Source organism: Lysinibacillus sp. FSL K6-3209, assembly GCF_037976175.1.
Classification (GTDB): domain Bacteria; phylum Bacillota; class Bacilli; order Bacillales_A; family Planococcaceae; genus Lysinibacillus; species Lysinibacillus sphaericus_D.
This window is the reverse complement of record NZ_CP150264.1, coordinates 3,862,384-3,884,948: the sequence shown is the minus strand read 5'-3', so window position 1 is coordinate 3,884,948 and position 22,565 is coordinate 3,862,384. Positions and strand designations below refer to the sequence as shown.

Annotated in this window: 13 protein-coding genes, 16 tRNA genes, 3 rRNA genes and 1 pseudogene; 27 read left to right on the top strand and 6 right to left on the bottom strand. The window is 40.7% G+C overall.

Annotated features, from left to right (window positions below):
- Positions 1-85: 85 nt before the first annotated feature.
- From perR to MHH88_RS18950, 3 genes and pseudogenes are all read left to right on the top strand, one after another.
- The gene (gene perR, locus MHH88_RS18960; RefSeq protein WP_024364570.1) at positions 86-529 is read left to right on the top strand and encodes a peroxide-responsive transcriptional repressor PerR; all 444 of its coding nucleotides are present in this window, start codon (positions 86-88) and stop codon (positions 527-529) included.
- Between the two features lie 211 nt (positions 530-740).
- Positions 741-1,220, top strand: a pseudogene (tnpA, locus tag MHH88_RS18955) (IS200/IS605 family transposase).
- Positions 1,221-1,493: 273 nt separating this feature from the next.
- Entirely contained in the window at positions 1,494-1,856 is a 363-nt protein-coding gene (locus MHH88_RS18950) for a hypothetical protein (RefSeq protein ID WP_339260007.1), read from the top strand.
- 62 nt (positions 1,857-1,918) lie between these two features.
- On the opposite strand, the gene MHH88_RS18945 is transcribed toward MHH88_RS18950, so the two are convergent.
- The gene (locus MHH88_RS18945) at positions 1,919-2,272 is read right to left on the bottom strand and encodes a YgzB family protein (protein ID WP_024364572.1); all 354 of its coding nucleotides are present in this window, start codon (positions 2,270-2,272) and stop codon (positions 1,919-1,921) included.
- A 150-nt stretch (positions 2,273-2,422) separates the two neighbouring features.
- On the opposite strand from MHH88_RS18945, the gene MHH88_RS18940 reads away from it, so the two are divergent.
- The 20 genes from MHH88_RS18940 to MHH88_RS18845 all read left to right on the top strand — a co-directional run bounded on the left by MHH88_RS18940 (position 2,423) and on the right by MHH88_RS18845 (position 10,169).
- Positions 2,423-3,307 carry a nucleotidyltransferase-like protein gene (locus MHH88_RS18940; protein WP_069509412.1) on the top strand — a complete coding sequence of 295 codons (885 nt, stop codon included), beginning with the start codon at positions 2,423-2,425 and terminating at the stop codon, positions 3,305-3,307.
- Between the two features lie 351 nt (positions 3,308-3,658).
- Positions 3,659-5,210 (top strand): 16S ribosomal RNA (locus MHH88_RS18935).
- Between the two features lie 301 nt (positions 5,211-5,511).
- Positions 5,512-8,439 (top strand): 23S ribosomal RNA (locus MHH88_RS18930).
- 116 nt (positions 8,440-8,555) lie between these two features.
- A 5S ribosomal RNA gene (gene rrf, locus MHH88_RS18925) occupies positions 8,556-8,671 on the top strand.
- The 16S, 23S and 5S rRNA genes sit together here with 16 tRNA genes alongside, the layout of an rRNA operon.
- A gap of 18 nt (positions 8,672-8,689) precedes the next feature.
- A tRNA-Asn gene (locus MHH88_RS18920) sits at positions 8,690-8,766 on the top strand.
- A 5-nt stretch (positions 8,767-8,771) separates the two neighbouring features.
- A tRNA-Ser gene (locus MHH88_RS18915) sits at positions 8,772-8,863 on the top strand.
- Positions 8,864-8,888: 25 nt separating this feature from the next.
- A tRNA-Glu gene (locus tag MHH88_RS18910) sits at positions 8,889-8,963 on the top strand.
- A 20-nt stretch (positions 8,964-8,983) separates the two neighbouring features.
- Positions 8,984-9,059, top strand: a tRNA-Val gene (locus MHH88_RS18905).
- Between the two features lie 25 nt (positions 9,060-9,084).
- Positions 9,085-9,159, top strand: a tRNA-Met gene (locus tag MHH88_RS18900).
- A gap of 5 nt (positions 9,160-9,164) precedes the next feature.
- Positions 9,165-9,240 (top strand) — tRNA-Asp (locus MHH88_RS18895).
- Positions 9,241-9,259: 19 nt separating this feature from the next.
- A tRNA-Phe gene (locus MHH88_RS18890) sits at positions 9,260-9,332 on the top strand.
- A 12-nt stretch (positions 9,333-9,344) separates the two neighbouring features.
- A tRNA-Thr gene (locus MHH88_RS18885) sits at positions 9,345-9,420 on the top strand.
- Positions 9,421-9,429: 9 nt separating this feature from the next.
- Positions 9,430-9,513, top strand: a tRNA-Tyr gene (locus MHH88_RS18880).
- 10 nt (positions 9,514-9,523) lie between these two features.
- Positions 9,524-9,597: transfer RNA gene (locus tag MHH88_RS18875), tRNA-Trp, on the top strand.
- Positions 9,598-9,609: 12 nt separating this feature from the next.
- A tRNA-His gene (locus tag MHH88_RS18870) sits at positions 9,610-9,685 on the top strand.
- Positions 9,686-9,721: 36 nt separating this feature from the next.
- A tRNA-His gene (locus MHH88_RS18865) sits at positions 9,722-9,797 on the top strand.
- A gap of 4 nt (positions 9,798-9,801) precedes the next feature.
- Positions 9,802-9,876: transfer RNA gene (locus MHH88_RS18860), tRNA-Gln, on the top strand.
- A gap of 5 nt (positions 9,877-9,881) precedes the next feature.
- Positions 9,882-9,956: transfer RNA gene (locus tag MHH88_RS18855), tRNA-Gly, on the top strand.
- Positions 9,957-9,963: 7 nt separating this feature from the next.
- Positions 9,964-10,037: transfer RNA gene (locus MHH88_RS18850), tRNA-Cys, on the top strand.
- Positions 10,038-10,088: 51 nt separating this feature from the next.
- Positions 10,089-10,169 (top strand) — tRNA-Leu (locus MHH88_RS18845).
- A 499-nt stretch (positions 10,170-10,668) separates the two neighbouring features.
- Here the strand turns inward: MHH88_RS18845 and MHH88_RS18840 are convergent.
- On the bottom strand, positions 10,669-11,964 hold the full coding sequence (locus MHH88_RS18840) for a S8 family peptidase (protein WP_069514781.1): 1,296 nt from the start codon (positions 11,962-11,964) through the stop codon (positions 10,669-10,671).
- Positions 11,965-12,100: 136 nt separating this feature from the next.
- On the opposite strand from MHH88_RS18840, the gene MHH88_RS18835 reads away from it, so the two are divergent.
- A complete protein-coding gene (locus MHH88_RS18835) occupies positions 12,101-13,321 on the top strand; it encodes a tetratricopeptide repeat protein (protein WP_339260002.1) in 1,221 nt (406 codons plus the stop codon).
- 1,039 nt (positions 13,322-14,360) lie between these two features.
- On the top strand, positions 14,361-15,452 hold the full coding sequence (locus MHH88_RS18830; protein WP_339260000.1) for an S-layer homology domain-containing protein: 1,092 nt from the start codon (positions 14,361-14,363) through the stop codon (positions 15,450-15,452).
- Positions 15,453-15,488: 36 nt separating this feature from the next.
- Here the strand turns inward: MHH88_RS18830 and MHH88_RS18825 are convergent, their stop codons facing one another.
- Positions 15,489-16,232 (bottom strand): arylamine N-acetyltransferase, encoded by a 744-nt coding sequence (locus MHH88_RS18825; RefSeq protein ID WP_339259998.1) that lies wholly within the window; start codon positions 16,230-16,232, stop codon positions 15,489-15,491.
- A gap of 196 nt (positions 16,233-16,428) precedes the next feature.
- Between MHH88_RS18825 and nagB the strand changes: the two genes are divergently transcribed.
- A complete protein-coding gene (gene nagB, locus MHH88_RS18820) occupies positions 16,429-17,142 on the top strand; it encodes a glucosamine-6-phosphate deaminase (RefSeq protein WP_339263124.1) in 714 nt (237 codons plus the stop codon).
- 326 nt (positions 17,143-17,468) lie between these two features.
- Here the strand turns inward: nagB and MHH88_RS18815 are convergent.
- A protein-coding gene (locus MHH88_RS18815) for an IS3 family transposase (protein ID WP_339259661.1) occupies positions 17,469-18,619 on the bottom strand; the annotation gives its coding sequence in 2 pieces (ribosomal slippage) (positions 17,469-18,346 and positions 18,346-18,619; 1,152 coding nt in all).
- A 140-nt stretch (positions 18,620-18,759) separates the two neighbouring features.
- Positions 18,760-19,638: a DMT family transporter gene (locus MHH88_RS18810; RefSeq protein WP_069514766.1), complete on the bottom strand. Its 879-nt coding sequence runs from the start codon at positions 19,636-19,638 to the stop codon at positions 18,760-18,762.
- A gap of 119 nt (positions 19,639-19,757) precedes the next feature.
- Between MHH88_RS18810 and MHH88_RS18805 the strand changes: the two genes are divergently transcribed.
- On the top strand, positions 19,758-20,660 hold the full coding sequence (locus MHH88_RS18805) for an LD-carboxypeptidase (RefSeq protein WP_339259995.1): 903 nt from the start codon (positions 19,758-19,760) through the stop codon (positions 20,658-20,660).
- 127 nt (positions 20,661-20,787) lie between these two features.
- Here the strand turns inward: MHH88_RS18805 and MHH88_RS18800 are convergent, their stop codons facing one another.
- Complete coding sequence (locus MHH88_RS18800) at positions 20,788-22,362, bottom strand: catalase (protein WP_339259993.1); 1,575 nt, start codon at positions 22,360-22,362, stop codon at positions 20,788-20,790.
- Positions 22,363-22,565 lie beyond the last annotated feature (203 nt).

Genomic DNA, 22,565 nt, shown 5'->3' with positions numbered 1-22,565 from the left:
GAATGTTGACAGATGTTAGCTTAATTCGATACACTAATTGTAACAATTATAAATTAATAATACTTATGAAAAGGGGTGCATGACGATGTCTATACCGCATTTACAGGATGCACTTGACACGTTAAAAACAACTGGTGTGCGCATTACTCCTCAGCGTCATGCTATTTTAGAATATTTAATTCAATCGATGACACATCCAACTGCCGATGAAATTTATAAAGCACTTGAAGGGAAATTTCCGAATATGAGTGTGGCAACTGTCTACAATAATTTACGAGTTTTCAGGGAAGTAGGATTAGTGAAAGAGTTGACGTATGGGGATGCTTCTAGCCGTTTTGATTTTGTGACCAACGATCACTATCATATGATTTGTGAATGCTGTGGTAAGATTGTCGATTTCCATTACCCAGGTTTAGATGAAATCGAACATTTCGCTTCTCAAGTAACAGACTTTGATGTGCATTCACACCGTCTAGAAATATACGGCACATGTCCAGCTTGTAAAGATGTTGAAGCGAAAGTACAGTAAATTTCTTGGGGTCTTTGGGTTTTAATAAGGTTAAGTGAATAATTTAAAGAGGCAAGTGGGCGTTTCGCTCGCTTGCTTTTTATTGTATCTTTTGAAAACCCCTTGCTATGCGAGGGGTTCTAAAGAGCTTCTAGCTATGGACAAGAAAAAAACCCCAGCCGTACAATGAAATCAGGTCTGGTCAACCGACTCCGTACGAAAGGGGATCCAAATGGATAATAAAAGTTTAGCACACACGACATGGAATTGTAAGTATCACATCGTCTTTGCGCCAAAATATAGAAGACAGATTATCTATGGACAAATCAAGGCAGATGTTGGTCGAATTCTTCGGCAGTTATGTGAAAGAAAAGGTGTAGAAATTATCGAAGCCACGGCATGTCCTAATCATATTCATATGTTGGTAAGTATCCCACCAAAATTAAGTGTTTCATCATTTGTGGGTTATTTGAAAGGGAAAAGTAGTTTAATGATATTTGATCGACATGCGAATCTGAAATACAAATAGGGGAACAGGAAGTTTTGGTGCCGAGGATATTATGTAGACACCGTGGGAAGAAATAGAAAAATTATTCAGGAATATATAAAAAATCAATTACAAGAAGATATTCTAGAGGATCAAATGAGCATGAAAGAATTCATTGACCCATTCACAGGAGAAGAAATAAAAAATAAGAAGAGAAAAAAATAAACCCACTTTAGTGGTAGCGTGAAAACGGAGTGCGGGTGGTGGACCTTTCAGTGTGTCTTTAGACATGGGCCAGTACCCCAGCGTTTCACGCGTAGAGCAAACCACCAGTTAGACTGGTGGTTCTGATTGTGGAGTGGCGAAAATTACTTTAAATAGCCGATATATTCACGATATTAATAGCGTAATGAAAATTGACAAGGTGTTGATGGTTCAAAAAACTGCTGTGTTGCTATAGCAACTTTGTATTAACAGTAACTAGAGAGGAGGGATTGAATGAATGTACAATTAGGGAGTAGTAATTACTTTAGTACATTGAAAAAAGAAGAGCGTTTATCGGAGGATTTATTTTTAGTAAAGAAAAGAAAAGCAACATATGAAATAAGAAAAGAGAATGGTTATATACGTCATATAGTCACGAAAGAAAATGGGGAAAAGGTCGTTGTAAGAGAAGTGAAAATTTCAAAGCAAGAAGAAAAAGAACATTCTTTTGGTGACATAAACGATATGATTGCACAAAAATTAGTAGACCAAATGATAAAATCATTCGATGACAGACAGAACCAACAAAAATTATTAAAAACAGGCATAGCTGGTCTAAAAGAAAAACAAATTACTAAATATATAGTGAGTATATAATTGGTAGTAGTGATTAACCAAAATATCAACAAAGCAAAAAAATCCTAGCTCTTGTATAAGGTCTAGGATTTTTTTGCTTTGTTATTATAAGATTGGTCAAACTCTTTTCCTTCAAGTGTAGGATCAAGTGTTAACGGTTCATTACAGTACATGCACATATCAACACGGCCTAAAACTTTCGTATGTTTATGACAATTTGGGCATTCTACTTGAACGGCTCTTGTGGACAGAAGACCAATCCAAGCATAGACAACTGTACTACCAATAATACATAGTAAACCAAGTGTCATGAAGATTAAGACAAGGATGGGATTGTTTTTAAAGAATATCCCCCCATACATAACAACAAAGCCGATAAAAATAAGTGCTAATGCGAATGAACGGATTTTATTAATTTTACTTTTGTAAGGTTTCATACAATATCTTGCCTCCCAATCTAAAATCTACTATAACATATAAGAACGAAGTATTTTAGCTTTGAGTAGGAGTCAAAGAAGGAATAGTTTTAGAGTATGTCGAAATTTTAACGAAATAAAGGTCTTACAATAAATAGAGGAGGGCTGAACATGGAGCAAGTATTGCGTCCTATATATCAAGAACGCGCGAGTCAGTCTAATACATTAGGTGTTATTTTAATGGAGAAACGTGAAGAGCAAAGTAATGTTACTGACACATTTGATACGGTATTACTAATTATCGTGAAGGAAGCGGATCAGCCTGTTTATACAAAGCACTACCTATATGAGGGGAATAAGGTAGCCTTACATACTGTTACAGAAAAATTGTTACGGAAGTGGTTACTAATCGGCTCTAATAAGAAAGTCGTTGATTGGATTTTCTTTGGGAGAGTGTTGTTTGATCGCAATGAGTTCCTTCATAAACTAAAAATTGAACTGCAAGAGTTTCCGTTTAGTGGTCGGAAAATTAAAACGGGTATTCAATTCTCAAAGTTAATTCGACGTTACTTAGAAGGAAAAGAATATTTTGATAAGGGTAGTTACCTAGATGCATACAATCATGTAGTGGATTCCTTGCATCATTTAGGGCGATTGTCCATTATAGATAGTGGGTTGTATCCAGAAGTTACAGTCTGGGCACAAGTGAAAAAAATTGAACCAGCCATTTACAAGCTCTACGAAGAACTAGTTATGAGCAGTGAACCAATTGAAAAGCGTTTAGAGCTTCTATTTTTAGCAAGTGAGTTTTTAATTCATTCACGTACACATGACGGAGCGCAACATATATTAGAAGTAATGCAAACAAAAGAGTCATGGACTATTCAGGAATTACATGATCACCATGAGCTTGTAAACTATTCTGTTGACTTAGAAGTATTCGTAGAATATTTAGTGGGGAAAGGCTACATTTTGATTGACCCTGTCGTTGCAAAAAGTGAGATGATATTTCATCGACATTATAAGGTGAATAAAGAGTCTATAGAAATTGAATAAACCTTGTAGTATGCTAGTAATCGAGGTATAAAAATGTACCTCGATATTTTTTTGAAAAAAGTGTTGACGTTTAATATACTGATATTGTATTATATTAATTGTCGCTAAGACGTAACAGAAACATTCGAGAAAATTAGTGAAAAAAACTTTTAAAAAGTTGTTGACACAAATTGAATGAGATGTTAATATAAAGAAGTCGCTAAAAAACGACGAAACAAAATGAACCTTGAAAACTGAACAAGCAAAACGTAATCAATATAGTTTTTACTAGCTAACTTTGTTAGTGAATGAAACAAAATTTTGGACATCGAAATTGATGCCAGCAAAACAATTTGAGCTAATCAAATTTCTTTTATGGAGAGTTTGATCCTGGCTCAGGACGAACGCTGGCGGCGTGCCTAATACATGCAAGTCGAGCGAACAGAGAAGGAGCTTGCTCCTTTGACGTTAGCGGCGGACGGGTGAGTAACACGTGGGCAACCTACCCTATAGTTTGGGATAACTCCGGGAAACCGGGGCTAATACCGAATAATCTATTGTCCCTCATGGGACAATACTGAAAGACGGTCTCGGCTGTCGCTATAGGATGGGCCCGCGGCGCATTAGCTAGTTGGTGAGGTAACGGCTCACCAAGGCGACGATGCGTAGCCGACCTGAGAGGGTGATCGGCCACACTGGGACTGAGACACGGCCCAGACTCCTACGGGAGGCAGCAGTAGGGAATCTTCCACAATGGGCGAAAGCCTGATGGAGCAACGCCGCGTGAGTGAAGAAGGATTTCGGTTCGTAAAACTCTGTTGTAAGGGAAGAACAAGTACAGTAGTAACTGGCTGTACCTTGACGGTACCTTATTAGAAAGCCACGGCTAACTACGTGCCAGCAGCCGCGGTAATACGTAGGTGGCAAGCGTTGTCCGGAATTATTGGGCGTAAAGCGCGCGCAGGTGGTTTCTTAAGTCTGATGTGAAAGCCCACGGCTCAACCGTGGAGGGTCATTGGAAACTGGGAGACTTGAGTGCAGAAGAGGATAGTGGAATTCCAAGTGTAGCGGTGAAATGCGTAGAGATTTGGAGGAACACCAGTGGCGAAGGCGACTATCTGGTCTGTAACTGACACTGAGGCGCGAAAGCGTGGGGAGCAAACAGGATTAGATACCCTGGTAGTCCACGCCGTAAACGATGAGTGCTAAGTGTTAGGGGGTTTCCGCCCCTTAGTGCTGCAGCTAACGCATTAAGCACTCCGCCTGGGGAGTACGGTCGCAAGACTGAAACTCAAAGGAATTGACGGGGGCCCGCACAAGCGGTGGAGCATGTGGTTTAATTCGAAGCAACGCGAAGAACCTTACCAGGTCTTGACATCCCGTTGACCACTGTAGAGATATGGTTTTCCCTTCGGGGACAACGGTGACAGGTGGTGCATGGTTGTCGTCAGCTCGTGTCGTGAGATGTTGGGTTAAGTCCCGCAACGAGCGCAACCCTTGATCTTAGTTGCCATCATTTAGTTGGGCACTCTAAGGTGACTGCCGGTGACAAACCGGAGGAAGGTGGGGATGACGTCAAATCATCATGCCCCTTATGACCTGGGCTACACACGTGCTACAATGGACGATACAAACGGTTGCCAACTCGCGAGAGGGAGCTAATCCGATAAAGTCGTTCTCAGTTCGGATTGTAGGCTGCAACTCGCCTACATGAAGCCGGAATCGCTAGTAATCGCGGATCAGCATGCCGCGGTGAATACGTTCCCGGGCCTTGTACACACCGCCCGTCACACCACGAGAGTTTGTAACACCCGAAGTCGGTGAGGTAACCTTTTGGAGCCAGCCGCCGAAGGTGGGATAGATGATTGGGGTGAAGTCGTAACAAGGTAGCCGTATCGGAAGGTGCGGCTGGATCACCTCCTTTCTAAGGATATTTTCGGAATACAAACCTTGGGTTTGTAAGATTACGTTTTGCGTTCAGTTTTGAAGGTTCATTCTTCTGAATGACTTCAAAATTTGTTCTTTGAAAACTGGATAAAACGACATTGAAATTGTAACAAACACATTTATTTTTTTAAGTTTTTTATAGGCTTAATAACAAATGAAGGTTTCGAGATACGAGTAAGACAAGGAAGCGATTGAGTGAGAGAAGGAGCGTACCTCTGTACGTGACTGACCGAACGAATGAAGCTGACGCTGGATTACGATGTATATCGGAAGCTGCAGGTTAAGTTATTAAGGGCGCACGGCGAATGCCTTGGCACTAGGAGCCGAAGAAGGACGGCACTAACACCGATATGCTTCGGGGAGCTGTAAGTGAGCTTTGATCCGGAGATTTCCGAATGGGGGAACCCACTACGTTTAATCGCGTAGTATCTTGACGTGAATACATAGCGTCTTGAAGGCAGACCCAGGGAACTGAAACATCTAAGTACCTGGAGGAAGAGAAAGAAAAATCGATTCCCTGAGTAGCGGCGAGCGAAACGGGAAGAGCCCAAACCAAGAGGCTTGCCTCTTGGGGTTGTAGGACACTCTATACGGAGTTACAAAGGAATGAGTTAGATGAAGCGACTTGGAAAGGTCCGCCAGAGCAGGTAAAAGCCCTGTAGTCGAAAGTTTATTCCCTCCAGAGTGGATCCTGAGTACGGCGGAACACGTGAAATTCCGTCGGAATCCGGGAGGACCATCTCCCAAGGCTAAATACTACCTAGTGACCGATAGTGAACCAGTACCGTGAGGGAAAGGTGAAAAGCACCCCGGGAGGGGAGTGAAAGAGATCCTGAAACCGTGTGCCTACAAGTAGTTAGAGCCCGTTAATGGGTGATAGCGTGCCTTTTGTAGAATGAACCGGCGAGTTACGATTACGTGCGAGGTTAAGCTTTAGAAGGCGGAGCCGCAGCGAAAGCGAGTCTGAATAGGGCGAATTAGTACGTGGTCGTAGACCCGAAACCAGGTGATCTACCCATGTCCAGGGTGAAGGTGAGGTAACACTTACTGGAGGCCCGAACCCACGCACGTTGAAAAGTGCGGGGATGAGGTGTGGGTAGCGGAGAAATTCCAATCGAACTTGGAGATAGCTGGTTCTCTCCGAAATAGCTTTAGGGCTAGCCTCGTGATGAGAATACTGGAGGTAGAGCACTGTTTGGACTAGGGGGCCATCCCGGTTTACCGAATTCAGACAAACTCCGAATGCCAGATATTTATACACGGGAGTCAGACTGCGAGTGATAAGATCCGTAGTCAAAAGGGAAACAGCCCAGACCACCAGCTAAGGTCCCAAAGTAATCGTTAAGTGGAAAAGGATGTGGCGTTGCACAGACAACCAGGATGTTGGCTTAGAAGCAGCCATCATTTAAAGAGTGCGTAATAGCTCACTGGTCGAGTGACGCTGCGCCGAAAATGTATCGGGGCTAAACGATTCACCGAAGCTGTGGATTGACATCTACGATGTCAGTGGTAGGAGAGCGTTCTAAGTGCGTTGAAGTCAGACCGGAAGGACTGGTGGAGCGCTTAGAAGTGAGAATGCCGGTATGAGTAGCGAAAGACGGGTGAGAATCCCGTCCACCGTATGACTAAGGTTTCCTGAGGAAGGCTCGTCCGCTCAGGGTTAGTCGGGACCTAAGCCGAGGCCGATAGGCGTAGGCGATGGACAACAGGTTGATATTCCTGTACCACCTCCTCACCGTTTGAGAAATGGGGGGACGCAGTAGGATAGGGTAAGCGCGCCGTTGGTTGTGCGCGTCCAAGCAGTAAGGCGTGTGTGTAGGCAAATCCGCACACTGTAACGTTGAGCTGTGATGGCGAGTCCGTATGGACGAAGTTCCTGATTTCACACTGCCAAGAAAAGCCTCTATCGAGGTGAGAGGTGCCCGTACCGCAAACCGACACAGGTAGTCGAGGAGAGAATCCTAAGGTGTGCGAGAGAACTCTCGTTAAGGAACTCGGCAAAATGACCCCGTAACTTCGGGAGAAGGGGTGCTCTTGAGCGTGCAAGCGCATGAGAGCCGCAGTGAATAGGCCCAGGCGACTGTTTAGCAAAAACACAGGTCTCTGCAAAACCGTAAGGTGACGTATAGGGGCTGACGCCTGCCCGGTGCTGGAAGGTTAAGAGGAGTGGTTAGCGCAAGCGAAGCTGCGAATTGAAGCCCCAGTAAACGGCGGCCGTAACTATAACGGTCCTAAGGTAGCGAAATTCCTTGTCGGGTAAGTTCCGACCCGCACGAAAGGCGTAACGATCTGGGCACTGTCTCAACGAGAGACTCGGTGAAATTATAGTACCTGTGAAGATGCAGGTTACCCGCGACAGGACGGAAAGACCCCGTGGAGCTTTACTGTAGCCTGATATTGAATTTTGGTACAACTTGTACAGGATAGGTAGGAGCCAGAGATCTCGGAGCGCCAGCTTCGAAGGAGGCGTCGGTGGGATACTACCCTGGTTGTATTGAAATTCTAACCCATGCCCCTTAGCGGGGCAGGAGACAGTGTCAGGCGGACAGTTTGACTGGGGCGGTCGCCTCCTAAAAGGTAACGGAGGCGCCCAAAGGTTCCCTCAGAATGGTTGGAAATCATTCGTAGAGTGTAAAGGCACAAGGGAGCTTGACTGCGAGACCTACAAGTCGAGCAGGGTCGAAAGACGGGCTTAGTGATCCGGTGGTTCCGCATGGAAGGGCCATCGCTCAACGGATAAAAGCTACCCCGGGGATAACAGGCTTATCTCCCCCAAGAGTCCACATCGACGGGGAGGTTTGGCACCTCGATGTCGGCTCATCGCATCCTGGGGCTGTAGTCGGTCCCAAGGGTTGGGCTGTTCGCCCATTAAAGCGGTACGCGAGCTGGGTTCAGAACGTCGTGAGACAGTTCGGTCCCTATCCGTCGTGGGCGTAGGAAATTTGAGAGGAGCTGTCCTTAGTACGAGAGGACCGGGATGGACACACCGCTGGTGTACCAGTTGTCTTGCCAAAGGCATCGCTGGGTAGCTATGTGTGGACGGGATAAGTGCTGAAAGCATCTAAGCATGAAGCCCCCCTCAAGATGAGATTTCCCATTACGCAAGTAAGTAAGATCCCTCAAAGACGATGAGGTAGATAGGTTCGAGGTGGAAGTGTGGTGACACATGGAGCTGACGAATACTAATCGATCGAGGACTTAACCAAAAAGTTTGAAACATTTCAATGCACCGTTTATCCAGTTTTGAAAGAATGAAAAAGTATTTCTTAAATACTTGTAATTATAATGATATATGTTATAATAGGTAATGTCTTTCAAATAGTCTAGTGATGATGGCAAAGAGGTCACACCCGTTCCCATACCGAACACGGAAGTTAAGCTCTTTAGCGCCGATGGTAGTTGGGGGCTTCCCCCTGTGAGAGTAGGACGTCGCTAGGCTATACATACTAAAATTATTCCGAAGTAGCTCAGTTGGTAGTAGCACCTGACTGTTAATCAGGTTGTCGCAGGTTCGAGTCCTGCCTTCGGAGCCATTCTTGGAGAGTTGTCCGAGTGGCCGAAGGAGCACGATTGGAAATCGTGTAGGCGGTTAACACTGTCTCAAGGGTTCAAATCCCTTACTCTCCGCCAGCACTTTAGGATTCCAATCATTAAAGGCCCCTTGGTCAAGCGGTTAAGACACCGCCCTTTCACGGCGGTAACACGGGTTCGAATCCCGTAGGGGTCACCATTTATAACGAATACCCAGATGGAGGATTAGCTCAGCTGGGAGAGCATCTGCCTTACAAGCAGAGGGTCGGCGGTTCGAGCCCGTCATCCTCCACCATTTTTTAAAATCAAAATAGCATTATCGCGGGGTGGAGCAGTGGTAGCTCGTCGGGCTCATAACCCGAAGGTCACAGGTTCAAATCCTGTCTCCGCAACCAAAAATGGTCCCGTGGTGTAGCGGTTAACATGCCTGCCTGTCACGCAGGAGATCGCCGGTTCGATCCCGGTCGGGACCGCCATTTTTAAAATAATAAATATGGGTCAGTAGCTCAGTTGGTAGAGCATTAGATTGAAGCTCTAAGTGTCGGCGGTTCGATTCCGTCCTGACCCATCATGTTTTTTTGCCGGTTTAGCTCAGCAGGTAGAGCAACTGACTTGTAATCAGTAGGTCGTGGGTTCGATTCCTATAGCCGGCACCATGTTTTCCCGGAGGGGTAGCGAAGTGGCTAAACGCGGCGGACTGTAAATCCGCTCCTTAGGGTTCGGCGGTTCGAATCCGTCCCCCTCCACCAGTTTTTTTATAGGGGCATAGTTCAACGGTAGAATAGAGGTCTCCAAAACCTTTGGTGTGGGTTCGATTCCTACTGCCCCTGCCAATTAATTTTATGGCGATTGTGGCGAAGTGGTTAACGCACCGGATTGTGGTTCCGGCATTCGTGGGTTCGATTCCCATCAGTCGCCCCATTTACTATAAAATTAAAATATAACTATAAAGCAATGGCGATTGTGGCGAAGTGGTTAACGCACCGGATTGTGGTTCCGGCATTCGTGGGTTCGATTCCCATCAGTCGCCCCATTGTTGGGGTATAGCCAAGCGGTAAGGCAACGGATTTTGATTCCGTCATGCCTAGGTTCGAATCCTAGTACCCCAGCCATTTATGCGGAAGTAGTTCAGTGGTAGAACACCACCTTGCCAAGGTGGGGGTCGCGAGTTCGAACCTCGTCTTCCGCTCCAATAATATGGCGGCATAGCCAAGTGGTAAGGCACAGGTCTGCAACACCTTTATCACCGGTTCAAATCCGGTTGCCGCCTCCATATTTTTTTCTTAATCGGATACTCCGATTTTTTTTATCTCTAAAGTATTATGCCGGTGTGGCGGAATTGGCAGACGCGCACGACTCAAAATCGTGTTCCTTTGGAGTGTCGGTTCGACCCCGACCACCGGTATCATCACGTACATATACGTTACGTTTAGTAAGATTAGAAAGCTCACAAACCTTGACAGAACAGGGTTTGTGAGCTTTTTACATTTCTTGGGTTACAATAGGAAACGATAAGAATCGAAATCTTTTTACACACAGGCAGGTTCATTTTACACAAGTTTTTACACAAGCTGCAATCCGATAAAATGTGATCGATAAAGGAGAGCAAACTAAAAAAGCTCATGTTTGAAAAATAAACATGGGCTTTTTAATTGGATTTAATAAAAGAGGATAATTGTATGTTTGATTCGGCAGCATAGCATGCCTCTGCCTTATGAATAGACCGAACGAAGGAATGTAAGCGCAAATGACGCAAAGAGACATGGGAGATACGTCGTCATAAGTATCACAAAGATTCATTGTGTATAAGGGTACTGGTGAATACGTTTAGAACCAAGAAAATAGTAATACAAACCAAAGCGATGGTTTGTATTACTAATGTTAGTATGCTTCACCTTTTAAAATTATTGAACGCGAGCAAATCCAAATCCTGAAGCGTAGTCATCACCTATAGCAGCTCCATAACCACCTTTAATATCTACTGATTGTGCTCTCGCTTGTAAGTTAGAACGTAGTTGCGTGTTAGACAATGACGGATTTTCAGCCCAAATTTTCGCTGCTAAACCAGAGACATGAGGAGTAGCCATTGATGTGCCGCTAATTGTATTATAACCGCCATTATACCATGTAGAATAAACGGATGAGCCAGGAGCTGAGATTTCAATATCACCTTCCTGGATTACATAATCTCCAGCTGTAGATATATAACCACGTGAAGAGTAATCAGCTACACGATAAGTCCCATTTTGTTGTACATTTTCTAAAGCTGCAACGGCGATTGCATTTGGTAATGCCCCCGGATAACCAATTGTTCCTTGCGCATAGCCTGAATTACCAGCTGCAGCTACTATTAGAACTCCTTTACTGTATGCGTAATTGACAGCACTTGAAATGAGGCTATTATTCGCTGAAGAACCTAGAGACATACTAATAATTGTTTTGGTACCAGTAGCTGTTGCTTGATCTGCTGCATGTCGAATAGCAGCAGCAATATCATCTGAGTATCCAGAGCCGCTATCTAATAACACTTTGTAAGCCCAAAGATCAGCATTTGGAGCTACACCGTAAACGCCTGCTTGATCGCTTCCACCATCAGCTAAGGCCGTACCAGCAACATGTGTACCATGTCCGTTTCTGTCTGTACAGCTGTTGTTAATGGGTGTTGTCGCACCTGTAAAGTCTTTACATTGCTCTACGTTATTGACAAGGTCAGGATGAGAAGTATTTACACCCGTATCGAGTACAGCAATATTAATGTCACTTCCTCCAGTTGTCGATGTTAAAGTATCATTGTTATAAATTGCTTTAATTCCCCAAGGTATTTGTTGAGAAGCTCTTAAAGAAGTTACCAAATCCAGGGTTTCATTTTCTACCATACTATCGTCTTCCAAACCTATCGTATCTAATGTAACGATAGGAACTTTTGTAACTGTGTAATTTTTATTCTTCTGTAATGCTTCGAATTGTTTTTCATTCATATCAGTTGAAAATCCATTCTCTGTTAATTCCCAACGAACAGAATATTGATTTTTTAATGTTGATTTTTCTGATTTTTTGTTTGTCTCAACATAAACACGGAATTTCTCCTGACCACCGTCGTTTCCTGAGCTATCTTCGCTATCCATCGCTGTTGCGTACACCGGATTTATTACTGATCCTGCAATCAAAAGACTTAGCAACGTACTTTTCACTTTTTTCATTCATTCCAACCCCTTTTCAAATTTAAGTTATAGTACTACAATTTGAATCTACCATAATTTAGGTTTTTTGATTATTGGGAAAATTATGATTATAATAAATGTAAAATATAGTCATTCTATACGGGAGGTTATGAAAATGAAGATAGGTTCATTAATTAAGTACTATCGTACAAAGCTAGGAATGACACAGAATTCAGTGGCGATGGGGATTTGCTCGATTCCTCATTTAAGTAAAATTGAGAATAATAATAAAGAAGCAAATAGCGAGACAATACGTCTACTGCTAGAACGATTAAATATTAGTATTCACGATGTAGAGAATAACGAACAAAATATTATTTGCCTATTAAATGATTTACAAAAACAAATAAATTACCTAGAGAATGAGAAAGTAAAAGAGACAATGAGCAGATTAAAAGAATATGAAGAAATAATAGGTTTTACAGAATCTATTTATTTATATGAACTTTATAAGTTACGTTATTATGTGTTTGTTAAAGAGCACAAATTAGCAGACAATCAATTAAGATGGCTAAATGCCCACCGACAAAATTTTTCCCAACATGAAAGGTATTTACATTCATATTATTATGCATTAGTTTTAATTACAAAAGGTAAATATGAGGAAGCAGCTAAAGAACTAACTCAAATACTTCAAATACATCCAGAACTAGGGTCACTAGAAGGAGAGTTTTACTATCATTTCGCTTTAATAAAAGGGCGGTTAGAAGAACCAAGTCAAGCAATTATTTATGGGAAAAAAGCTCTTCAATTCTATAAGGACCAATTTAATTTTAAGAGAATTGTTTTTACATTAATGTCTCTGGCACTCAATTACTCTCGAGGAAAAGTGTTTCACGAAGCAATCGAAATCTATGAACATTTAGTGAGAAATGCGGAGCTATTACAGCAACAGCAGCTATTACCTGCTATATATCACAATTTGGGGGATTTGTACCAAATGAGATGGGAATATGAAAATGCATTAATTTACTTTGAAAAAAGCGCTTCTTTAATGTCAAAGAACTGTGATCATTATCTGCTTTGCTTATATAATTTAGGTGTTACACAATTTCGCTTAGAACAAACAGAAAAAAGTATAAAAACCTTTACTATTCTAAAGGAAGAAGCAAAAAATAAGAAAAAATTAAGTTTTAATTTATTTGCTACTTTTTATTTATATTTGCTAGGAGAAGAAAAAAAGAAAGCAATGGATTTTTTAGAAGGGAGGTTAATTCCATTTACAGCAGATAATGAAGAATTAAAAGAAATGCACCAACAATTTTCTAATTTATTGGGAGAGTATTATCGACAAGAAAAGCAGTTTGAGAAAGCTATGCAATTTATTGAAATCTAAAGGAGAGTGTGAATATGAAGAAAAATGTTGGATTATCAATCTTAATACTGAGTGCTGCAGTAATAATTATATCTGTTCCAATTCATCCACCGGTTTTATAAAAGGCAAGAGTGGTAGAAGGTAGTGGCTCTATCTTATGTTGCATATGTATTAAGGGTTCTCATTAATTTGAGAACTCTTTTTTGTTTGGATAGGCTACACTTAGTTGGACAGTTTTATAGAGGGTAATGTGCAATTACTAAGCCCTTCAACGAAGAAGAGCTTTATATGGAGCAATGGGCATGATAGCCTCGTTTGGCTAAGCCAGCCCTATTTAGCTGGATTCTTGGCGCAATGAATCATGCCTATAGAGGCTCCATGTCAAGCAACCTGTCCGTCCCTTATGCTTTAAAGGAACCCTTAAAAAAGTTGTCCAAAAGTGTTACCATTCCAGTTTTATAAGGAATCGTCTTATTACAAGAGGTAGTTAAACATCAAGGGGATTATAAGAATTAAACGCAACTCACATTGAAATGGTATAAAAAATTACAAGAAATTACTAAGTGCATAAAGCTAGCTAGAACATAGCTAGTTAGCGGATATTGCAAATCCATATTTTATCATTTTACTCCAAAACAAGAATTTAGTTTTATGGTACAATATATTTTAAATGTTATTTAGGTATATTATGTATAAAAAGGGGTATTTCTACTAACTGCTTGTGGAAGTAGTGAGAGTAGTTCTGCTAAGGCAAATGGGGAATGGCGTTGATGAAGTAAATAATCTCTCTTACTAATAAGGGAAGCTAGAGTGATAATTTGCTAGGCTTTGATTTATATAAAAACTACAAAACTTAATAGACCTATCAACACCCCTTGCAACGTATTGCAGGGGCATTTTGCTTTAGAAAAGCTATGTAAGCAATTAGAAGTGTAAATATAAGATGACTTGGGTATATGGACACTAATGCAATGCAACTCTTCAAAACAGTTTTTAGTTAATATTTATTTTACTTGATGAATAGGATAACAAAGATGGAAGTAAATATAGGGGGAAAAGTATGAAAAAAATAAGTAAGATTTTGATTGTAGTTTTAATTTTAGGGATACTCCAGATTCAGCCTGTTTATGCAGCTAGTTTTAAAGATGTATCATCGGACAATACGTTAAGTACGGAAATAGATTATTTAGTAGAGCGGGGGATTATTAAAGGGTATCCTAATGGTACTTTTAAGCCAAATGAATATGTCACAAGGGCACAGGTAGCTGTTATGATAACACGTGCGTTAGCCTTAAAAACAACGAATGTAAAAAATCCGAAGTATCAAGATGTACCGACATCTCATATTTACTATAAGGAGATTGCTGCGACTCAAAATGCTGGAATATTTGATGCAACCAAAAAGTTTAATCCAAACGGTACGTTGACGAGAGCAGATATGGCTATTGTTTTGCAACGAGCTTTTAAATTAAAGGGAACGACGAGCCCATATTACTTTACAGATGTTACAGAAAAGACACCGGGTTATAAAGAAATTTTAGCGGTAGCGAACAATAATATTACGAGCGGTTATCAAGATGGCTCATTTAAACCAAAATTGCCATTAACAAGAGCTCATTTTTCAGCATTCGTAGCTCGTGCATTAACTCTTTCAAATCCTAATTTATTAAAGGACCCAGCCTATACCTATACTTATGCCTATTATTCACCTGATGATGGTCTAAGATATACATTAAATTATCAATATAGTCATAATGATAATAAAAATGATGTTTGGACAATTACGAATATGACTAATAATAAGCCGTTTTATGATGAATTATTATATTATGATGGCTCAGTATATGCGCAAGCAATCGCTCAAGAGTATAGCTCACATTACGATTTTTATATAGGGCTACCACTAAGAATTGGCGTGATAGTTCATGAAGACGATGAACGTCCTGTAAACGGCAATCGCATTACCGTCCAAACGACGGATGGAACAGTTCGAGCAGGTGGTGTTAACTATAAAAATGTAGCGATATTAGAAGAAAGTTTTAAATATATTGATGTAGTGAAGACGTATTATTTTGTAGATGGTATTGGCTTAGTTAAGGAACTTCACAATGGGGAAGTTGTTTATGAGTTACTAAAACGAACAGCAAATTAAAGATTGAAAAGGATGCATTGAAAAATGCATCCTTTTTTAAGTAAGCGATATATGAAAAAAACGTTTAAGCGCTTGTAGCCATTCTTTATCGGTATGTGTTGTATAAGTTGTTAATGATTGCCCTTCGTATATACGAAATTCATTATTGAACATCGTATGTCGACCAGTAGGGGTGCGAATCATGGCGATTTTATTCTTTTGTTGAGAAAGACGTGGTGCAAAATTGGCATCATTCCCGTTATCCGTGAAATTGTACAGTAGGCGCCAATTGTGTGATGTTTGCTCATACAGCATCCAACCGTACGTGTCATGCCATTCAATTTTGTAAAGCTCATTGCCTTCGCGATGTTCGTGATGTGCAATTAAAGGCACTGGTTTACACGGAGCTAAAGCACCTACACCTACGTCCGAGATATAAGCTATGCCGTCAAATTGAACGAGGAGTAGCTGATGCATGGGAACTTCTTCAATCGGTGTACTATCATCCGTATTACGCCAAAATTGCGCATAGCGATTTGTTACAGAAAAACCGAGTTCTCGAAGTAGCCAACTATATAAAATGTTAAGTTCAAAGCAATTGCCTCCGCGTTGTTGAACAATAATTTTTTGAAAAATATCTGGGATAGCAAAGGAAATGTCACGTTTCAAAGCAATATCTAAATTTTCATAGGGAATGGTATGTAGATGTTTCGTTTGTAATTGACCAAGTAGCTTTATAGACGGCTCTAAAGATCCTTGAAATTGAATGAATTTTAAATATTGTTGAATTTGAGCATTCATAAAATCGCCTCACTTCCTTACTAATTAACATAACCGAAATAGCACTAGAATACACGTGAAAAATAGAGAAAGAAAATAATAGAAATAGAGCTAAATAACTTGTAAAATTAATATATTCACTACTAGTTCGTAATGAATTTCCCATTTTTAGTTAAAAATAACGTTTCTAAAGGTAGGTATATAAATGAAGAATGAAATAAAATGGATTGAAGTAAATTCATATGATGAAATGAGTAACGTAGCTGCACATATTTTTACTGAGCAACTACAAGCAAAACCAGCTAGCATACTAGGGCTTGCAACAGGGGGTTCACCAGTTGGGATGTATAAGGAATTAGTTAAGCGTCAACAAGCTGGTGATATTTCTTTCAAGGAAGTTACAACATTTAATCTAGATGAATATGTGGGCTTAGAACAAAATAGCCCAGCAAGCTACTGGACGTTCATGCATGAAAATTTATTTAATCATGTGGATATTAACGAAGAAAAGATACATTTACCAAACGGCAAGGCAACTGATTTAGAAGCCGAGTGTGTGGCATATGATGCGCAAATTGCCGAAGCAGGTGGAATTGATTTACAGTTGCTTGGAATAGGGGTAAATGGACATATAGGTTTTAATGAGCCTGGTACATCATTTAATTCACTGACAAACATTGTAGAGCTTACAGAATCAACACGAACTGAAAATGCTATTTATTTTGACAAACCAGAAGCTGTGCCTACTCATGCTATTACAATGGGTATTCAATCTATCATGAATGCAAGGGCGATTGTGCTCATCGCATTTGGTGAAAAAAAATTAGAAGCCATTGAAAAATTAAAAGGTGGAGAAGTGACTGAAGCTTTTCCAGCTAGCAGATTATTAAATCATCCAAATGTAACGATTATTTATGGCGGTACAAAATAAAAGAAACAAGAGGCTGGGACATAACTAGAAAAATTTAAGGAATAGAGGAAAGGTGTTCGTAATTTTTCTATATGGAGACCTTAGCTATTCTTGCTTTTGCAATAAAAAAATTAGAAGTGTTCACTAGTTGTTGGTAGCGAAGGCGGTGACTCCAGCTCAGAACAGCACATAATGTAAGACGCGGGCATTCCGCGCGTAGCGAGGGTTGCGGCTTACTGTGCTGAGCGGAAAGCACAGTCGTAGCGGACAACAACGGCATAGCAAAAAAAGTGTTAGATTGATTAGGGGGACTGACCCCGATATATAAGACAGTAATCAAAAAAGCATCACTCAACCAGTTGTCGGTATTGAACCGGCGACTGGTTGTTTAGTTTCGTTTGAATACGGTTATTGTTATAATAGTTTATATAGTCTTTGACAGTTTGTTCTACGATGGCCGTCGTAGTACTGTTCAAATTGTCTAAGTAGAATGTTTCAGACTTTAACACAGAATGAAACGATTCGATTGGGGCATTATCAGCGGGCGTACCTTTACGGGACATGCTCATGGTAATGCCTTTTGCTTTTACGGCCTGTTGATAATCATACGATGTGTATACCGCCCCTTGGTCACTGTGCAACGTACACCCTTCGGGCAAATGGTGAAGTTGAGCTAATGTATCCAGCACAAAATCAGTATCTTGACAGTCTCCAATCGAATAGGCAATAATTTCACCATTATATAAATCTTGAATACTTGAAAGATACAACTGTTTTTGACCAAATGGCAAGTAAGTAATATCAGTTACGAGCTTCTGTAACGGTGCTGTGGCTTCAAAATCGCGATTTAATAAATTTGCTGCGATTGCATATGGTTGTCCTGTTCGTTTCCGTTTTTTCACTTTCACGCGACATTGCCAACCATATTTTTGCATGATACGTTGAACAACTTTATGATTGACGCACATTTCTTGACGTAAGAGTGCTGTAATTTTTCTGTAGCCATAGCGAAATTTATTTGCACGACAGAGTTCACCGATACGTCTCTCTATTGCTTGACGAGACCTTGCATCGGTAGATGCCTGTTTCCAACGATAGTAGGTAGATCGTGCAATCCCAAAGTGTTTACAAATGTCCTTTACAGACATCATGCTTCTTAGTGACGCAACTAACTGTACAGCTACTTCTCCAACCACTTCCTCTCCAACTCTGCGTACTTTTTTAGCACCTCAATTTGTTGCTTTAAATAACGGTTTTCCAATGCTAATTTCGTTTGTTCATTGTCCGGTTCAGGACCTTTATTAAAGATATATTGTTTGCCTACAGGTTGTTTCAAACGATTGACTTCACCATTTCTATACCAACGCACCCATGTTTCGACCTGTGTTTTATGGCGTATATTTAATTCCAATAGAATCTGTTTGACAGGTACCCCCGCTAATCGCATCTCAATCGCTTTCATTTTTACTTCATATGGATAACTCACTCTTGTTCCCATAGAAAAAACACCTCCAAATTGAAATTTAAGTATCTATACCCGAATTTCAATCGAAGATGCTTTTTTTATTTGTCTTTACCTATTGGGGTCAGTTCCAGGTTCAATCTAACACTTTTTCTCTTATGTCCCAGCTACTTATTTTATTTTTTACTTGATAATAGGACACCTGCAACGACGGCAAGACCGCCGATAATTTGAAAAATATGTAGTTGCTCATCTAAAAAAAGCACGGCAAAAATAGAGGCAAAGACCGGAATAAAGTTTAAATAAATACCTGCTTTATTCGCGCCAAGTTGTACGACCCCATGATTCCAGCATAGAAATGCTACAATAGAAGCAAAAATACCTACATATAGAATAGCGGCAATCGTTGACCAGTGCCAGTGTATAGCGTTGGTCATTGTTGTGATTTCGTATAGGTAAAATGGCAAGAGCATGACAGCACCAATAAAGATTGTGACAAGAAATGTTGACTGTCCTGGTAAACGACCCGCGTAATGTTTTACAAGAAGTGAATAAATACTCCAACAGAAAACGGCGACGACAACAATTAAGTCCCCTTTATTGAACGTAAAATCGACTAAGCTTGCAAACGAACCTCCTGAAATAATAAAAAGGACACCGCTAAGTGATAGTGCAGTTCCAAGAATTTGGAATGACGAGAGTTTTTCCTTCAAAAATATAAAGGATAGTATGTAAATCATAATGGGTGTCGAAGAATTCATCAATGATGCATTGATCGAAGTTGTATAGTGGAGAGCAATATAGACGAGCGTATTAAAAGCTGCCACACCAGTAAAGGCTAGTATAAGGACAATTTTCCAATGTTCTTTGAGCATGTGCCACTCACGTTTTACGCTGCGATAAGCAATCGGTAAAAATACGATAAAGGCGACACACCAACGAAGAAAAGCCAATGTAAAGGGTGGGATATTGCCACTCACGGCTCGGCCAATGACAAAATTACCACCCCATAGAACGGTAGCAAGTAATAATAACGCATATGGTGGGATTTTCATGAAGCGATAACTCCTTTTAATTTAAAATACTAATGTCAATTATAGGCATTAAGGGAGTGAATAATCAATGCTACATATATCCATATGCTAGAATGAGAGAAAGAATAGGAGGAAGTAAAGTGATAAGTACAGTAGCGCATTTAAAAAAAGGGGATACAGTTGGCATTGTATGTTTGTCCAGCCTTGTTGAGCCAGAGAACTTAGGAAATGCTTTAGCCTTTTTAGATGAGCTGGGTCTCCGCTATAAAATAGGGGATACGATAACGGCAAAACATGACTATTTAGCAGGTAGTGATGACGTAAGACTTGCGGACTTTCATGCTATGGTTCAAGATCCTGACGTGAAGGCCATCTTTTGCGTAAAGGGTGGCTATGGCTCTGCTCGTATTGCTGGAAAGATTGATTATGAGTTGCTAGCTGAAAATCCAAAAATTTTCTGGGGCTTTTCTGATCTTACCTATTTGCATTGTGCTATTAATGAGTATGCAAATATCGTGACGTTTCATGGACCGATGCTAATGGCTGCCAATGACATGGATGAGTTATCGAAAAAAATGTTTTTACAGCTGTTTTCTCCGATTGAAATACAGTATACAGAGGCTATATCTCCATTAACTGTAGTTACCCCTGGCTTTGCACGTGGACCAATTATTGGTGGTAATTTACGTCGAATAGTCAGCACTTTAGGCACAAAATTTGAGGTTCGAACTGAAGGCAGAATTTTATTAATAGAAGATATTGCAGAGACAATTCCACGTATTGATTCGATGTTGCAACAGTTAAAACAAGCTAGAAAGCTGGAACAATTAGCGGGGGTAGTAATTGGCTCCTTTACAGAAACAGGAGCAAGTGATGAGGCTCTTCTAGTGTTAATGCAAGAATATTTTGGTGATTTAGAAATACCTGTTGTAGCTGGTTTTAAAATAGGGCATGAAACGACGAATATTGCCATCCCATTAGGGGTCGATGCCATTTTAGATGCACAAGAAAAAGTGCTTCGAATTTTACCAGGCGTCTATTAAGTGTTTGAATTGTGCGAATTGTGTGGGTGACTGGCACTCGAGCAATATGAAAGCCGCAACTCTCGCTACATGCGATTTGTTGCGGCTATTGTTTTGTGCGTAAAATTGTGTGGGTGACTGGCACTTCTTAGTAAGGTTCGGCATCATGGCCTTTATCGACTGCGTCTTTTGGTGCATTATCACCGTTAATGTTACCAAGAGGCTTTGCAGACGAAGTGTTTTGCTGCGCCTTTTGTAAACCTTCTTTTAGTAAACGTCCATATTCCTCATCTGCTTCAGCAGCCAATGCGATCATCGCCTCTTGGATAGCTGTATTACATGCGGATAAATCCCGAATTAAATTTGCTAGTAATTCGTCACGTTCCCATTGTTCAAAATTACGATAAGTTTCACCAGCTTGCTTCGTATTATTTTGGCGATCAATGGATTCGCGCACTAAATTGCCTTCAATATATGGTGTGTATTCTTTCGCCGTTTGGGTAGCTTCTTTTAAACCATTTAACATTGATGGCTCATAGTTAATATGTGGATTTTGTCCTGGTGCTAAATCTCGTTTATACATCATTTGCCCACCGCTTTGGTTGGTCGCTACTCGTTTCTTCGGCGCATTGATTGGTAATTGTAAATAGTTGGCACCCACTCGATGACGTTGCGTATCAGAATAAGAGAAAGTACGCCCTTGGAGCATTTTATCGTCTGAGAAATCCAATCCATCAACGAGGACACCTGTGCCGAAAGTCGCTTGTTCTACCTCGGCAAAATAGTCTTCAGGGTTTTTATTTAATACCATTTTTCCGACTGGATACCAAGGGAATTTGTCATTCGGCCATAGCTTCGTATCATCCAGTGGGTCAAAATCAAGCTCAGGATGAGGGCCATCCTCCATTATTTGTACATTTAACTCCCATTCAGGATAATCTCCACGTTTAATAGCGTCGTATAAGTCTTGTGTGGCATGGTTGAAATTTTTTTGTTGAATTTCTTCTGCTTCTTTTTGTGTTAAGTTTTTAATGCCTTGTAATGGCTCCCAATGGTACTTCACAAGGACTGCTTTGCCCTCACTATTTACCCATTTATACGTATTGACTCCAGAACCTTGCATCATGCGATAGTTGGCAGGAATGCCCCAAGGTGAATAAATAAAAGTGACCATATGGAAGGATTCAGGAGAACTTGTACAGAAATCAAAGAAGCGCTCGACGTCTTGAATATTTGTAATAGGATCTGGCTTAAAAGCATGAATCATATCTGGAAATTTCATGGCATCACGGATAAAGAAGATTTTTAAATTGTTGCCAACTAAATCCCAGTTTCCGTCTTCTGTATAAAACTTGACAGCAAAGCCGCGCGGATCACGTAATGTTTCCGGTGAATGTCCACCATGAATAACCGTAGAGAAGCGGACGAAAACAGGTGTTTGTTTGCCTTTATCCTGAAATACTTTTGCTCTTGTATAGTTAGAAATAGGCTCATCGCCAACAACTCCATATGTTTCGAAGTAGCCATGTGCTCCAGCACCACGAGCATGCACAACACGTTCAGGAACTCTTTCTCGGTCAAAATGACTTATTTTTTCAAGGAAATCATAATTTTCAAGAGTTGCTGGCCCTCGATTGCCGACTGTTCGTAAATTTTGATTGTTGGTAACCGGATGACCTTGGCGATTGGTTAATGTATCATCTTTTTCATGAGAATGGTTCATGACTATTGCTCCTTCCAATTGTACTAAACAAAGTTTGTCCAATTGATTAGCAAAATAGACATAAAAAAACTCTCTTACACACAAGGTGTAAGAGAGTTTCGGATGGCGTTTTCCAATTCATCTGATTGAGTTTTTTCATGCCATTGCCAATAGTTGGTGATAGGTCATCGGTCATAAAGTAACTGGTCACATGTCATTGGTTG